This window comes from Ruegeria sp. CJ9, assembly GCF_056536625.1.
This window is the reverse complement of the sequence record NZ_JBQFPY010000003.1, coordinates 256,154-269,916: the sequence shown is the minus strand read 5'-3', so window position 1 is coordinate 269,916 and position 13,763 is coordinate 256,154. Positions and strand designations below refer to the sequence as shown.

The window sequence follows — 13,763 nt, the reverse complement described above, 5'->3', positions numbered from 1 at the left end:
CCCTTACTCTGGCCAGGGCAAGGAATAGGTCTTGACGTTGGTGAAGAATTTCATCGCCTCGATGACCCCTTCTTTGACCCCGTTGCCGCTGTCCTTGATGCCCCCAAAAGGCGACATTTCGATCCGGTACCCGGGCTGTTCCCAGATATTGCAGGTTCCGACATTCAGACCATTGATATAGGCAATCGCGCGGTTCAGATCGTTGGTGCAGACGCCCGAGGACAGGCCAAACGCAGTTCCGTTTGAGATTTCCATGACCTTGGCGTCATCATCCGGCACGCGGACGATGGGTATAATGGGACCGAAGGTTTCTTCCATCACCAGCTCGTTGGTGTGGGGAACCTTGTCGACAACAATCGGCGGCAAAAGCGCGCCCTGACGACCGGGGTGATAGAGAATCACCGCGCCCTCGCCTTCAGCCATGTAAACACGTTTTTCGAACAGTTCTGCAGCCTCGGAATGGATCACGCAGCCCAGTTGCGTTTCAGGATCCTGCGGATCGCCAAAGCGAATGGCCTTGGCCTTTTCCAGAACCAACGGCACAAATCTATCCGCCACGCTGTCCTGTACGAGAACACGTTTGATCGCCGTGCAACGCTGCCCGGAATTGCCAGTGGCCCCGGCCACGGCGATGGCTGCGGCCCGGTCCAGATCAGCCTCGCTCAGATCGTTCAAGACGATCAGGGGATCGTTGCCGCCCAACTCTAGCGCCTGACGTTTAAACCCCGCTTTCTCAGCAATCATTTTGCCCACCGGCACCCCACCCGTGAAGGTGATGATGTCGATGTTTTCATTGGTGACCATCTCATCACCAATGTCCTGTGGCCAGCCAGTGACCACCTGGAACATCTCGGGCGGCAACCCTGCCTCGTACAGGATGTCAGCCAGTGTCAGCGCTGTCAGCGGGGTCAATTCGGTCGGTTTGCAGACCATGCAATTGTTGGTGGCAATCGACGGGGCAACCTTGTGGCTGACCATGTTCAGGGGGTGGTTGAAGGGCGTGATCGCGCTGATGGCTTTGACCGGTTCGCGTTTAGTGAAAATCTTCCGCTGCTTGCCATTATGGGTCAGATCGCACGAGAACACCTCACCATCATCCTTCAGCGCTTCGGCTGCGGCGAACTGAAATACATCCTGCGCCCGCTTGGTTTCGTAAATCGCATGCTGGTGGCAGATGCCAAGTTCCAGCGTCAGCCACTTCGCCAGATCGTCGCGTTTTTCACCGATCAATTCACCTGCGCGCTGCAGAATCTGGCTGCGTTCGTACCGGGTAAGCTTGGGGGTATAACTTGCAGCGACCTCAAAAGCCTTGCGTGCGTGTTCGGCGGTGCCTGCTGGCACCGTGCCAATAACCTCGTTGGTATAGGGGTAGTGAACGGGAACCGTAGCCTCGGTAAAAACGATCTGCCCCCCGATGCGCATGCCTTCGTTGCGAATGTCGGATGTATTCATGATCCCGTCCATTTTTCTTAAGCGCCGCTTTTGTTTCATAGATAAATACGTCAATTATCCTGTAATTCGTCTCGTACCGTCAGAACGCCATTTTCGTACCAGAGAAATCCCTGCTCATGGTCCGTCAGAATCCGTGCGACACCTAATTGTTATCCTTAATGCAAAGGGCTTGGAAATTGTTCAGGCATTTTGTATTTTGGATACAAGTTTCCAGTACCCGAGACGAAGTGAATGCCCAGAACGCGTGCGATCCCCCGACAAAGCCTGCCCGACGTCATCACCAACGATCTGCGCGAGCGGATTCTGAGCGGTGAAATCGCCGAAGGTGAAACCATTCGTCAAGAGGCACTGGCTGAGGATTACGACGTCTCGCGCATGCCGATCCGCGAGGCGCTGAAACGGCTGGATGCCGAGGGCCTCGTGCAGCTAACCAACAACCGAGGTGCTGCGGTCACATCGCATTCCCTGTCCGAAATCGGAGAGATTTTCGACCTGCGGGTCTTGCTTGAGGTGGATCTTTTCAAACGCGCCATTCAGCAGATGACTGCCGCCGATTTCAACGAATGCGATCGGATTCTGGATGCGATGGAAAAGTCCTATGATGCATATGATGTGGGCCGCTGGGGCAGCTTGAACAATGAATATCACATGGCGCTTTACGCCGCTGCCGGTCGCGGGCTGAGCAACGAAATCCTTCAGCGGGTAAACGTGCAGTCCGACCGCTATGTTCGCATGCATCTAAGTGTCATGGAGCAACGCGAACCCGCCAAGAAAGACCACCGCGAGCTATTGTCGCTGGCCCGTGCGGGTCGGGTCGATGATGCCTGTGACCTGCTGACCCGGCATATCCAGCGCACCAAGGAACAATTGCTAGCCATGATAACGGCGACGCGTAAAACCGAATAAGCGGGTTTAGTCCAACGGGTGCAGGCAAGCGACCTGATGCCTGTCTCCGCTCAGCTCGGGCGGCGCGGCGCGGCATTCTTCGGTGGCCAGCCAGCACCGCTGCGCAAAGGCACAGCCCTTGGGGATATTCATTGGGGACGGCAATTCACCTTCCAGCTTGATCCGCTCTTTCCGGGCCTCAGGGTCAGCGCGGGGTGTCGTAGACAACAGAGCCTTCGAATAGGGATGACGGGGCGCGGCGAATAGCAACTCTTTTGGGGCTTTTTCAACCGCGCGGCCCAAATACATGACGATCACATCATCTGCGAAGTGTTTTACCACCGACAGGTCGTGCGAGATGAACAGATAGGCAAGGTTCAAACGCTCCTGCAACTCGACCAGCAGGTTCAGAATCTGCGATTGGATCGACACGTCCAGCGCCGAGACCGGTTCGTCCAACACAAGTACTTTGGGGTTCAGCATCAGCGCGCGGGCAATGGCGATGCGCTGGCGCTGACCGCCTGAGAACATGTGCGGATAGCGGTCGTAGTGCTCGGGGCGCAGGCCGACAAGGTCAATCATCTCACGCGCTCGGGCCTCGCGGTCGGCGGCAGACATGTCGGGGCGGTTGATGATCAGCGGTTCCTGCAGGATCTGCCCGATCCGCTGACGCGGGTTGAGCGAACCATAGGGGTCCTGAAACACGATCTGCACCGTCTCGCGCATTTGCGCCCATTTCGACGGGGTAATGTCGACCCCATCAATGGTCAGGCTGCCCGAGGTCGGTTCTTCGATCATCGTTACCACCCGCGCCAGCGTGGATTTTCCGCAGCCGGATTCTCCGACAATCGCCAGTGTTTTGCCGGGTTGCAGGTCAAAATCCACACCTGACAGCGCCTTGACCGTTGCCGGTTTCGACAGCAATCCGCCTTTGACAGAATAGAATCTGGCCAATGCGCTGGCCTGAACGATGGGGGCGGTCATGCCAGTTCTCCGGCGGTTATCTTTTCAACATAATGGCAACGGGCCTTACCGAAATCCGCGCTGTGCGGGGTTGGCGGCAGAGATCGGCAGAGGTCGTCCGCATATTGGCATCTGGGGCTGAACAGGCAGCCTTTGGGCCGGTCGAACTGACCGGGCACGACACCAGGAATAGTCGGCAACAGTTTCGAGGTCGCCCGTTCTGGCAACGCGCTCAGCAAGGCAGCCGTATAGGGGTGGCGCGGGGTGCGGAACAAGTCCTTGACTGGCTGCTCCTCGACCTTTTGACCGGCATATTGCACCTGAACCCGTTCAGCGGTTTCAGCGACCACACCCATATCGTGCGTGATCAGTACCAGCCCCATCCCTTGTTCGTCCCGCAGCCGAACCAACAGGTCCAAAATTTGCGCCTGAATGGTCACGTCCAGCGCTGTTGTCGGCTCATCTGCGATCAGCAGCTTGGGATTGCAGGCAATGGCCATGGCAATCATGACGCGCTGGTTCATCCCGCCCGACATCTGGTGCGGAAAGGTGTTCAGGCGGCTTTCGGGGGCCGGGATACCGACCTGATCAAACAGCTCGATGGCGCGCTGGTGGCGATCCCTGCGATTCAGGCCGAGGTGAATCCGCAAGGCTTCCTTGATCTGGAAGCCGACTGTGAAACAGGGGTTCAGTGACGACATCGGCTCTTGAAAGATCATGGCGATGTCTTTGCCGATGATCTTACGGCGGTCACGAGCCGAAATTTTGGTGAGGTCGATGCCTTCAAAACTCAGTTGATCGGCGGTGATCGTAGCCGTCCATGGCAGCAGGCCCATCAACGCCAGCATCGACACGGATTTACCCGAGCCGCTTTCGCCGACGATGGCCATAAGCTCACCCTTGTCGACGGACAGATCGACGCCATCCACGGCGCGGAATTTCCCCGAAGCGGTGGCGAATTCGACGGTGAGGTTTCGGATGTCCAACAGGCTCATGTCGTCAGCTCCGCTTTAGTTTCGGGTCCAGCGCGTCGCGCAGACCGTCGCCCATCAGGTTGATGGCCAGCACGGTGACCAGGATGGCCAGGCCGGGGAATGTCACAACCCACCATGCACGCAGAATGAACTCTCGCGCTTCGGCCAGCATGGTGCCCCATTCTGGCGTGGGCGGCTGCGCGCCCATGCCTAGGAAGCCAAGGGCTGCGGCGTCCAGAATGGCGGTCGAGAAGGACAGCGCCGCCTGCACGATGATCGGGGCCAGGCAATTGGGCAGCACGGTCTTAAACATCAGCCGCGCTTTGCTGGCACCGGCCACGCGGGCCGAGGTGACATAATCCTTCTGACGTTCAGACAAGACCGAGGCACGGGTCAGACGCACGTAGTGCGGCTGAAAAACGATGGCGATGGCGATCATGGCGTTGGTCAGAGAGGGCCCGAGTATGGCGACCAGTACCAATGCCAGCAGTAGCGACGGGAAGGACAGAATGATATCCATCACCCGCATGATCATCGTATCAACCCATTTGGGTGCAAAGCCGGACAACAGACCAATGATCACACCGCCTGTCACGGCCACACAGACCACAACGATGCCGACAAAGAAGGAATAGCGGGATCCCATGATCAGGCGCGACAGCATATCCCGGCCCAGTGGGTCAGTGCCCAGCGGAAAGGCCCAGCTGCCACCCTCTTGCCACGCCGGGGGCTGCAGGATGTGATTGCGGAACTGTTCCGTCGGATCGTAAGGCGCCAGCAGCGGAGCGAAGGCGGCGCACAAGACAAACGCGGCAAAAACCCAAAGCCCCATGACCGCGCCGCGGTTTTCGCTGAAGTAATACCAGAACTCGCGCAATGCGCTGGGGCGGTCTTCGGTTTTGGGTGGGGTTGCGGATAGTTCAGCCATCACCGCCTCCGGATTTTGGGGTTGATGATGCCGTAGAGGACATCGACCAGCAGGTTCACCAGCATGACAATCACCGCGATCATCAACAGGCCACCCTGCACCACCGGATAGTCACGGCGGAAAATGCTGTCGACCATCCACTTGCCGATACCCGGCCAGCTAAAGATCGTCTCGGTCAGGATCGCCCCGGCAAGCAAGGTACCGACCGACAGGCCGATCACGGTAATCACCGGGATCAACGCATTGCGCAGTGCATGCAGCCCGTTGATCCGTGTCGGCGCCAGACCCTTGGCGCGGGCAGTGCGGATGTAATCCTCGCCCAAAACCTCAAGCATGGCCGAGCGTGTCTGACGTGCAATGACCGCCAGCGGGATGGTGCCCAGTACGATCGTCGGCAGGATCAGGTGCCGGACGGCCGAACCAAACGCCCCCGCCTGGCCTGACAACAGACTGTCGATCAGCATGAAACCGGTGACACTGGGGAAATAATACAGCAGGTCAATCCGACCCGAGACTGGCGTCCAACCCAGATTGCCCGAGAACACGATGATCAGCAGCAGAGCCCACCAGAAGATCGGCATCGAATACCCGACCAGGGCTGACGACATCAGCGCCCGATCGAAGAACTTGCCCCTGTTCACCGCCGCGATCACGCCGGCAGGCAATCCCAGTGCCACCGCAAAGATCATTGCACAAAGCGACAGCTCCAGCGTGGCAGGGAACAAGGCGAAGAACTCATCCCAGACCGGCTTTTTGGTGACAAAGCTCTCGCCCAGATCGCCATGCAGGACGCCGACAAGGTAATCCCAGTATTGTTGCAGGACCGGTTTGTCGAAGCCCAGCTTCTCGACCATCTCCTGATAGCGTTCCTCGGTCATGCCGCGTTCGCCAGCCATGACGATGATGGGATCACCGGGCAGAACCCGAATGAACATGAAGGAAATCAGCGTCACGCCCAGAAATGTCGGAACGAACATGCCAAGGCGTGTGAGTAAGTAGCCAAACATCAGCGACCTATGATTGTGAGATCTTTGGGAAAGCGGGTCAGCGACCGGCAGCCATCCCGTGTAACAAGCACGTCATCTTCTATGCGAACGCCGAAATTGTCCAGATCATAAAGGCCCGGTTCGTTGGTCCAAACCATTCCGGGCAAGATTTTCTGGTCATTCCCGCGCATGATATACGGTGCTTCGTGGACGTCCCGGCCCAGACCATGTCCGGTCTTGGTGCGGATGCGGTGGGCAAAAGGCGAAGCCTCAAGCACGCTGATGACCGCGTCGTCGATATCGTGCGCGGTCACCCCGGGGCGGCAGGCCTCGAAACCGGCGAGATTGGCGCGCAGGACTGTATCGTAGACCGCCCTGCCCTCGTCCGAGACCTCTTTGACGAAAAAGGTCCGGGTAATATCGGCGGCAAAACCGTGTTTGCGGGCACCGAAATCGAACAACAGCGCGTCGCCGGGTTTGATTCTGTAATCCGCCCGCGCCTTACCATGCGGCTGCGCCGAGTTATCACCCGCGGCCACAATCGGCGCAAAAGCCAGCGAGGCGGCGCCTTCGGCAAACAACGCCTGGATCAGGGCCTGTTCGATCTGAACCTCGGTCTGGCCGACACGCACATCCTCAATGACCCGCTGCAACGCCCGTTCCGAGATATCAATCGCAGCCTGTAGCGCCGCGATATCCTCATCGGTCTTGATGATACGCAGACCAGAAATCTCACGCTCGCCGTCCACAATGCGCAGATCCGGCATCGCGCGGGTTAGCGCCTTTGATACGAAAACCCGCATCACCTGACCTTCGACCGCCAGTGACGACAGAGGCATATGCGCGGCCAGCGCGTCAAAGGCATCGTCATAGCCTGCCTGATCGCGCCAATCAAAGACAGCGCCGTCAAACCCGACCAGCGCCCATGACCCCAGCTCAAGATTTGGCACAATCGCGGCTGGGGCACCTTCGGCTGGGATCACAACCACGAAAGGCCGTTCGTGGCTCATGAAGGGTTTTCCCAAAGCGCGGGTGAAATTCGGGCCAGGCACCAGCGCCACGGCGTCCACTGACATGTCCTTTGCCAGTTGACGGTACTCGGACAAATCCGGCATTCGCGCCGACCTCCAGAAATAGAAAACCGGAGCCGCCAATTGGGCGGCTCCGGTCAGTGAGTGGTGATTTATTCGACGCTCACGCCATAGAAGATGTGGCCACCCAGCGGATGCACCTTGTAGCCCTGCACCTTATTGCTCATCGGCATGTAAACGACCGAGTGTGCGATGGTGGCCCATGGCGCCTGCTCTTTGAAGACGACCTGAGCATCTTCATACAGCTTGGTGCGTTCAGCCTGATCGGTGGTTTGCTTGGCTTTCAGGATCAGATCTTCGAACGGTTCGTGGCACCATTGTGCCCGGTTCGATGCTTCGCGACCGTCACAGCCCAGAAGCACGGCCAGGAAGTTGTCTGGATCGCCGTTGTCACCGGTCCAACCCAGCAGAACAGCGCCATCGCGGTTCAGTTCTTTCGAGCGCGACAGATACTCGCCCCATTCATAGGACACGATCTCAACATCCACACCGACCTTAGCAAAATCCGCCTGGATCAACTCCGCCATGCGGCGTGCGTTCGGGTTGTACGGACGCTGTACCGGCATCGCCCAGATCTTCATCGACAGATCGGAAACACCTTCGGCTTCCAGCATCGCCTTGGCCGCTTCGGGATCATAGGCATCGTCGGTGATGGCGTCGTTGTAGCCCCACATGGTCGGCGGGATCGGGTTCTTGGCCACTTGGCCGGAGCCCTGGAACACCACGTCGATGATGGCGTTTTTGTCGATCGCCATGTTCAACGCCTTGCGGACGTTCGGGTTGTCGAACGGCTCCATAGTGGTGTTGTAGGCCAGATAACCGACGTTCAGACCTTCCTGCTCCATCATGTTGATGTCGCCGTCATCCTTCATCGCCTGAATGTCAGCCGGGTTCGGATAAGGCATGATGTGGCATTCGCCAGCCTTCAGCTTTTGATAACGCACCGAAGCATCTGGAGTGATCGCAAAGATCAGGTTTTCCACGTCTGCCGGGTCTTTCCAGTAGTCGGCATTCTGCGCATAGCGGATCACGGCGTCTTTCTGATAGGCCACGAACGAGAACGGACCAGTGCCGATGGGCGCAGTGTTCAGCTTTTCAGGTGTACCTGCCGCCATCATCGCATCGGCATATTCAGCCGACAGGATCGAGGCGAAATCCATCGCCATGTTGGCCACAAACGGCGCTTCGGGCTTGGTCAGAGTGAATTTGACCGTATAGTCATCGACCTTTTCGATGGACTCGACCAGATCTGGCATGCCCATACCCTGGAAGTATTCCCAGGTGCCGCCGGACACCTGATTGAACGGGTGACCTTCGTCCTTCTGACGCATGAACGAGAAGATCACGTCATCGGCGTTAAAGTCACGAGTCGGGGTGAATTCGTCGTTGGAATGGAACTTGACGCCCTGACGCAGCTTGAACGTGTACTCCAGACCGTCATCGCTGGCTTCGACGCTTTCGGCCAGACCGGGAATGACGTTGGTCGTTCCGGTTTCGAATTCCAGCAGGCGGTTGTAGATCGGGTGCGAAGACGCATCAAAAGTCGTCCCGGCGGTGAACAGGGCCGGATCGAACCCTTCGGGCGATCCTTCAGAGCAATACACCAGAGTGTTTGCCTGTGCCGCGGCAGCCGACAAGGCGATCGCAGCAGTTGCGGCCATCAATTTCAGTTTCATGTGGGTCTCCCAGAAATGAATTTATTCAGACATTCGCGTTGCTCTTTGTGGTCAGAGCATTCCTAGACGACTCGTGTCATCGCGATATCTCTGCCCAATGTATCCAAAATACAAAATCCATTGTCAACTGACTTGCACACGCTAATTTGAGCAACCCGTCAACAAGGCGGATACCCCCACACGTTCGGCCTTTTGGGTCGTTCGGGCAAGAGGATAATCACCATGACCTAACGGCCCATGTCTTGCTACGTGACAGCGTGCCGGTCGCCATCGCAGGTCAAGATACAAGAGATCAGTTGGCGCTCAGTGCGAAAAAGTGGGCGTAACCCCGACAGGTGGCCGTTCATTAATATAGGCACCGATACGGTCCAAAAGCGGTCGGCGGGGACAGCCCGGACGCGTTGCCGCGCCCAAGTTTCGCAGATTGCCCGGGCCTTCGAACGGGACAAAGCACAAAGGCCACTTGTCCCGTTTGAACTGTTCCGCCGCCAATGCCGAGACGATGGTGCAATCATCCGAGTGGCAGATATGGCGGCAGATCGTCTCGAACCGAAGCGCACTTAGATCAAACCGCTTGCTGGCCCGGTTCGAGGGGTCTGATTCAGGCAACCGGTCTTCCAGTTCATAACCAAAACTATGGGGAAGCCGGATAAAATCATGCACCGGCACATCTTCTGGCGCGATGGATGGCAACATGCACAGCGGGTGGCCCTCGCGTACGGCCAAAAACAGGGGTTCAGACCAGATCGAGGTGAAATCCAGCGCTTCGCTGTTGTTGACCTTTGCCACCAGGGCGACGTCAAGCGTGTGATCTTCAACCATTTGCAACATGTTCTGTGGCAGATCTTCGACCATGGTGACACGCATGTTGGGAAAAAGCGCGCTGAACAGCTCGGAAAAGTACTGCGTCAGATAGGGGGCCAGTGTCGGGGTCATACCGATATTGAAAGGCACTGCCTCGGGGTTGCGAAACTGAGTCGCGGTATCGCGGATGTTCTGGGCGTCTTTCAGGATGCGCTCGGCAATGGCGATCACGCGATTGCCACAAGCAGTGGGACGCACTTCGCTATTCAGGCGCAGGAACAGATCCGTTCCCAATTCCTGTTCCAGCTTCTTTACCTGATTAGACAAAGCGGGCTGCGAGACATTGCAGGCCACAGCCGCCTGACTGAACTGGCCGTGTCTGGCAATGGCGAGCACATATTCCAGGTCTCTGAAGTTCATAGTTTTGAGCCCGTGATCCGTTTCCGATCCCGCTGGGGATGCCCTTTACATACGCTAACCGGTGCGCCGCTGCAGGAAATCGGCATCACAATCACTGACAAAACCGTCAATCCGCGCCATCGAATAGAAGGGCACTGCGGAGATATACCACGTAACCAATTGAAAAGAAACGAGGCACGGTGGCCAGATATCACGCCACCCGTGACTATTTGCATTGGTTATACCGCCAATTCGAAGGATGAATTTTAGCTGCGCCGTGGTGGTGACTACCCCTTTGCTACGTGGAATGCCCAGACCAGCGGGCGGACCGCATTACGCAAACCCATGATGGAGTCCCCCATGCTGTCCCAACTTATGGAAAGCTTACGCGCACGTCTTTTAACCACGTCCACATTGGCGCAAGAGACCAGCCGCGATGGCCAAACCCTTTTGAACAACTTTTTCCAAAGCACGGTTGTCGATGACACTCCGGCCTTTGTGCTAGCCAATGATTTCTCGCGCCTGCTGAACTTTGGTGAGATAGTCACCAACAACGCGGTGGCCGCGGTGAAGGCGCAGGGTGAAGATGTCGACATCTTCAACTTTGCCTCGGGCCGGATCGAAGCAAATAACGGTCCCGAAGTTCTGGCCACCGGCGTTCAGGTGACCGGCAGCGCCGCAGTCCGAAACTTCGGAGAGATAGCCGGGGAATTTAACGGAGTGCAGTTTGCCGGGCCTGACAGCTCTGGCAGCCTGGATAATTTCCGCGGCGGCGTGATCAGTTCGGACAGTCGTGCGGTTGATATTCAGGGTCAGGGCATTGATGTGCGCAACTTTGGCGACATCATCGGCACCGGCGATCAGCGCAACGGCACGATCTATACCAACAGCACCGCCGAGGATGTTTCGATCTCGAACTTCTCAGGCGCCACGATTGATGCCGGTGACGGCAATCAGGGCGCCGGTATTTCGCTGCAAGTCGGTGATGAACTCGGAGACCGCGTGGAAACCGACGTGTTCAACGGCTTTGGCGCGACCATTCAAGGCCGCGGTCAGGCGGCGGCAAATACAGGTCTGGCCGGAGACGGCATCCGCATCGATGATGGTGCAGAAGGTGCCATTCTTGAAACCGAGATCATCAATAGCGGTCTGATTTCGACCGAAAGCAATCAAGGCACCGCCGCCGGTATTCGCATTGCCAATGGCGCAAATGCCGAAGGTGAGATTCTGAACACCTCGACCGGTGTGATCGAAGGACCTCGCAACGGTCTCTATATCGGTGAAGGCGAACATGATCTGGATGTGCTGAACTTTGGCACCATCCAATCAGGCAGCCGCGCGGTTAATATCGACGGCTCCGGCGTTGATCTGGTCAATGGCGGTGACATTCTGGGCTCTGGCGATCAGCGCAACGGCACGATCTACGTCGACGACACCGCGTCTGATTTCTCGATCAACAACCTGGCAACCGGCTCAATCGATGCGGGCGAAGGCAACCAAGGCGCTGGCGTTTCACTTTCCCTGTCTGCCGAAGGCAATGGTGAGGTCGAAGTGACCAACGCAGGCTCCGTCGCCGGTCGCGGCAATGCAGGCGCTGGTCTGGGCACCGCCGGAGATGGCATCCGTCTGGAAGGCGCCCGGCTGGAAGGCGGCGGCTTTGGCCCTGCTCTGTTCACCGGAACGATCACCAACACAGGTTCGGTCTCGTCCGAAGGTGCAAATGGCACTGTCGGCGCGTTCCGCGCTGTGAACAACGTCAATTTCCAAGGCCAACTGGTCAACGAGAAAACCGGCGTCTTTTCGGGTGGTCAGAACGGTGTCTACTTTGGCACAGGCGATCATTCGGGCGGGTCCTTCGTCAACCGGGGTACTGTCACCTCGGACAGCCGCGCGCTGAATATTGACGGAGAAGGGCTCGAGGTCATCAACGAAGGTGACATTCTGGGCACCGGCAACCAGCGCAACGGTACGGTTTATGCCGATGGTACCGCCGACAACTATACCTTTACCAACACAGGTCTGGTTGACGCAGGCGAAGGCAATAACGGCTCAGCCGTCTCGTTGCAAACCGGCGATGTGTCTGGGGATGTGGTCTCGGCCGCTGTCGTCAACGAAGGCACGCTGCAAGGCCGCGGAGACGCCGCAGAGGGCAACCAGGTGGGCGATGGCTTGCGCCTGTTCACCAGCCAGGATGACGCGTCCTTTGCCGGAGTTGTCGTCAACGAAGGTCTGATCGCGGGATCCGAGGACTCGGACGCTGCGGCGGGCTTGCGCGTTGATGGCGGTCTGAACCTTGTTGGTGCCGTCCTGAACGAGGGCGAAATCCGCGGCACGGTCAACGCAATCGACGCCTCGGACGCAGGCACCGTCACCATCGTTAACGACGACGAAGGCGTGATCAACGGTGACGTTCTGCTGAGCGATGGCGACGATATCTTTGTCGATCTGGGCACTACCAATGGTGACATCGACGGCGGCGCAGGTGATGACGTTCTGATTGCCGGCGATGCCGACAATGTTCTGACCGGTGGTCTGGGCAATGACTTCATCGACGGTGGAGACGGCATCGACACGGCCGACTTCTCGGATCTGGACGTCGCGGTCGAGGTTCGTCTGGACGCCAACGGCAATGGCACCGCCACCCGCGATACCGGGTTCAACATCTCGGTCACCGATGCGGTTATCGCGGCACCGGATCAGTTCGGGTCCAACATTGCCGATGGTGCCGGTTTTGTTGAGCAGGCGGTTCAAGGCAACCTCTACTACAACATCCACACCAACCAGTTCCCGGCGGGTGAAATCCGCGGGCAGCTATCGGTCGACAGCGACGTGACCGAAAACGGTATCCGCACCGTTAGCCTGAGTGGCGGTTTGGACGCGGCGCAAGAGCCAGGGCCGCTGTCAAACAGCGAAGCGACCGGTGAGGCCACCGTTGTCATCACGCAGAACCTGAACACTGGTGAGGTCACCTATTCCAGCGAGCTGAGCGTTGTTGGCATCAGCGAAGCAGAGCTGGGCACCCCAATCCCCGGCACTGTTTCGGCGATCCATCTGCACAATGCTCCGGCGGGCGTGAACGGCCCGGTGGTGCAGGACACTCTGGTCGACGCAGGTGCAACGCTGGATGTGAATGCGACCGGGGGCACCGGTGTCATCGGTCAGGATGTTGTCGAAAACCAGTTCGAGACCGACGTGCTGCAGTCCATTGAAAACGTCATCGGGTCCGATGATGGCGACGTGATCGTCGGCAGCGATCTGTCCAACGTGCTGAATGGCGGCGCGGGCGGAGATCTGATCTCGGGCGAAGGCGGTGATGACATTCTCATCGGCGGGCTGGGACGAGACACGTTCTCGTTCGGTGAAGACTTCGGCAATGACGTGATCCAGGACTTTGAGATCGGTCGCGATCAGCTGCAGCTCGGCGACCTCGGACCCGATTTCGGCGGCGCGGTGAATGTCGCGCAGGATGGCAATGACACCCTGATCACCTTTGGCAACGAAGGCTCGGTCCGTCTGGCTGGGATCAACAGCGCAGACCTAACCGAAGACGACTTCGTCGCCTAAGCGATCCACAACGGGGCGGTCTTGTGGCCGCCCCGCTTGCC

The 13,763-nt window shown here is 58.0% G+C and carries 10 protein-coding genes; 2 read left to right on the top strand and 8 right to left on the bottom strand.

The window, feature by feature from the left end; all coding sequences use genetic code 11:
• Nucleotides 1-3 precede the first annotated feature (3 nt).
• Nucleotides 4-1,452, bottom strand: coding sequence for a phosphonoacetaldehyde dehydrogenase (gene phnY, locus ACR0AJ_RS09275; RefSeq protein ID WP_480647431.1), 1,449 nt, complete (start codon nt 1,450-1,452; stop codon nt 4-6).
• A 231-nt stretch (nt 1,453-1,683) separates the two neighbouring features.
• Here phnY and ACR0AJ_RS09270 point away from each other — a divergent pair, with 231 nt between their 5' ends.
• The gene (locus ACR0AJ_RS09270) at nt 1,684-2,358 is read left to right on the top strand and encodes a GntR family transcriptional regulator (RefSeq protein ID WP_170350064.1); all 675 of its coding nucleotides are present in this window, start codon (nt 1,684-1,686) and stop codon (nt 2,356-2,358) included.
• A gap of 6 nt (nt 2,359-2,364) precedes the next feature.
• Here ACR0AJ_RS09270 and ACR0AJ_RS09265 read toward each other — a convergent pair whose 3' ends face one another.
• The 7 genes from ACR0AJ_RS09265 to ACR0AJ_RS09235 all read right to left on the bottom strand — a co-directional run bounded on the left by ACR0AJ_RS09265 (nt 2,365) and on the right by ACR0AJ_RS09235 (nt 10,179).
• Entirely contained in the window at nt 2,365-3,321 is a 957-nt protein-coding gene (locus ACR0AJ_RS09265; protein WP_170376836.1) for an ABC transporter ATP-binding protein, read from the bottom strand.
• Nucleotides 3,318-4,295, bottom strand: a complete 978-nt coding sequence (locus ACR0AJ_RS09260; RefSeq protein WP_170350062.1) for an ABC transporter ATP-binding protein — start codon at nt 4,293-4,295, stop codon at nt 3,318-3,320. The genes ACR0AJ_RS09265 and ACR0AJ_RS09260 overlap by 4 nt, the downstream gene beginning before the upstream one ends.
• Nucleotides 4,296-4,299: 4 nt before the next feature.
• Nucleotides 4,300-5,202, bottom strand: a complete 903-nt coding sequence (locus ACR0AJ_RS09255; RefSeq protein WP_170350061.1) for an ABC transporter permease subunit — start codon at nt 5,200-5,202, stop codon at nt 4,300-4,302.
• A complete protein-coding gene (locus ACR0AJ_RS09250; protein WP_170376837.1) occupies nt 5,202-6,209 on the bottom strand; it encodes an ABC transporter permease subunit in 1,008 nt (335 codons plus the stop codon). Before ACR0AJ_RS09250 ends, ACR0AJ_RS09255 begins: the two co-directional genes overlap by 1 nt.
• Complete coding sequence (locus ACR0AJ_RS09245) at nt 6,209-7,303, bottom strand: M24 family metallopeptidase (RefSeq protein ID WP_480740681.1); 1,095 nt, start codon at nt 7,301-7,303, stop codon at nt 6,209-6,211. The genes ACR0AJ_RS09250 and ACR0AJ_RS09245 overlap by 1 nt, the downstream gene beginning before the upstream one ends.
• 68 nt (nt 7,304-7,371) lie before the next feature.
• Nucleotides 7,372-8,955: an ABC transporter substrate-binding protein gene (locus ACR0AJ_RS09240; protein WP_170350058.1), complete on the bottom strand. Its 1,584-nt coding sequence runs from the start codon at nt 8,953-8,955 to the stop codon at nt 7,372-7,374.
• Between the two features lie 303 nt (nt 8,956-9,258).
• Nucleotides 9,259-10,179 (bottom strand): LysR family transcriptional regulator, encoded by a 921-nt coding sequence (locus ACR0AJ_RS09235; RefSeq protein WP_170350057.1) that lies wholly within the window; start codon nt 10,177-10,179, stop codon nt 9,259-9,261.
• Between the two features lie 339 nt (nt 10,180-10,518).
• Between ACR0AJ_RS09235 and ACR0AJ_RS09230 the strand changes: the two genes are divergently transcribed.
• Nucleotides 10,519-13,722: a beta strand repeat-containing protein gene (locus ACR0AJ_RS09230; RefSeq protein ID WP_480740680.1), complete on the top strand. Its 3,204-nt coding sequence runs from the start codon at nt 10,519-10,521 to the stop codon at nt 13,720-13,722.
• The last annotated feature ends 41 nt before the right edge of the window (nt 13,723-13,763 follow it).

Bases quoted from the DNA above. Each gene is read 5' to 3' on its own strand.
- phnY (WP_480647431.1), bottom strand. From the start codon at position 1,452: ATGAATACATCCGACATTCGCAACGAAGGCATGCGCATCGGGGGGCAG.
- ACR0AJ_RS09270 (WP_170350064.1), top strand. From the start codon at position 1,684: ATGCCCAGAACGCGTGCGATCCCCCGACAAAGCCTGCCCGACGTCATC.
- ACR0AJ_RS09265 (WP_170376836.1), bottom strand. From the start codon at position 3,321: ATGACCGCCCCCATCGTTCAGGCCAGCGCATTGGCCAGATTCTATTCT.
- ACR0AJ_RS09260 (WP_170350062.1), bottom strand. From the start codon at position 4,295: ATGAGCCTGTTGGACATCCGAAACCTCACCGTCGAATTCGCCACCGCT.
- ACR0AJ_RS09255 (WP_170350061.1), bottom strand. From the start codon at position 5,202: ATGGCTGAACTATCCGCAACCCCACCCAAAACCGAAGACCGCCCCAGC.
- ACR0AJ_RS09250 (WP_170376837.1), bottom strand. From the start codon at position 6,209: ATGTTTGGCTACTTACTCACACGCCTTGGCATGTTCGTTCCGACATTT.
- ACR0AJ_RS09245 (WP_480740681.1), bottom strand. From the start codon at position 7,303: ATGCCGGATTTGTCCGAGTACCGTCAACTGGCAAAGGACATGTCAGTG.
- ACR0AJ_RS09240 (WP_170350058.1), bottom strand. From the start codon at position 8,955: ATGAAACTGAAATTGATGGCCGCAACTGCTGCGATCGCCTTGTCGGCT.
- ACR0AJ_RS09235 (WP_170350057.1), bottom strand. From the start codon at position 10,179: ATGAACTTCAGAGACCTGGAATATGTGCTCGCCATTGCCAGACACGGC.
- ACR0AJ_RS09230 (WP_480740680.1), top strand. From the start codon at position 10,519: ATGCTGTCCCAACTTATGGAAAGCTTACGCGCACGTCTTTTAACCACG.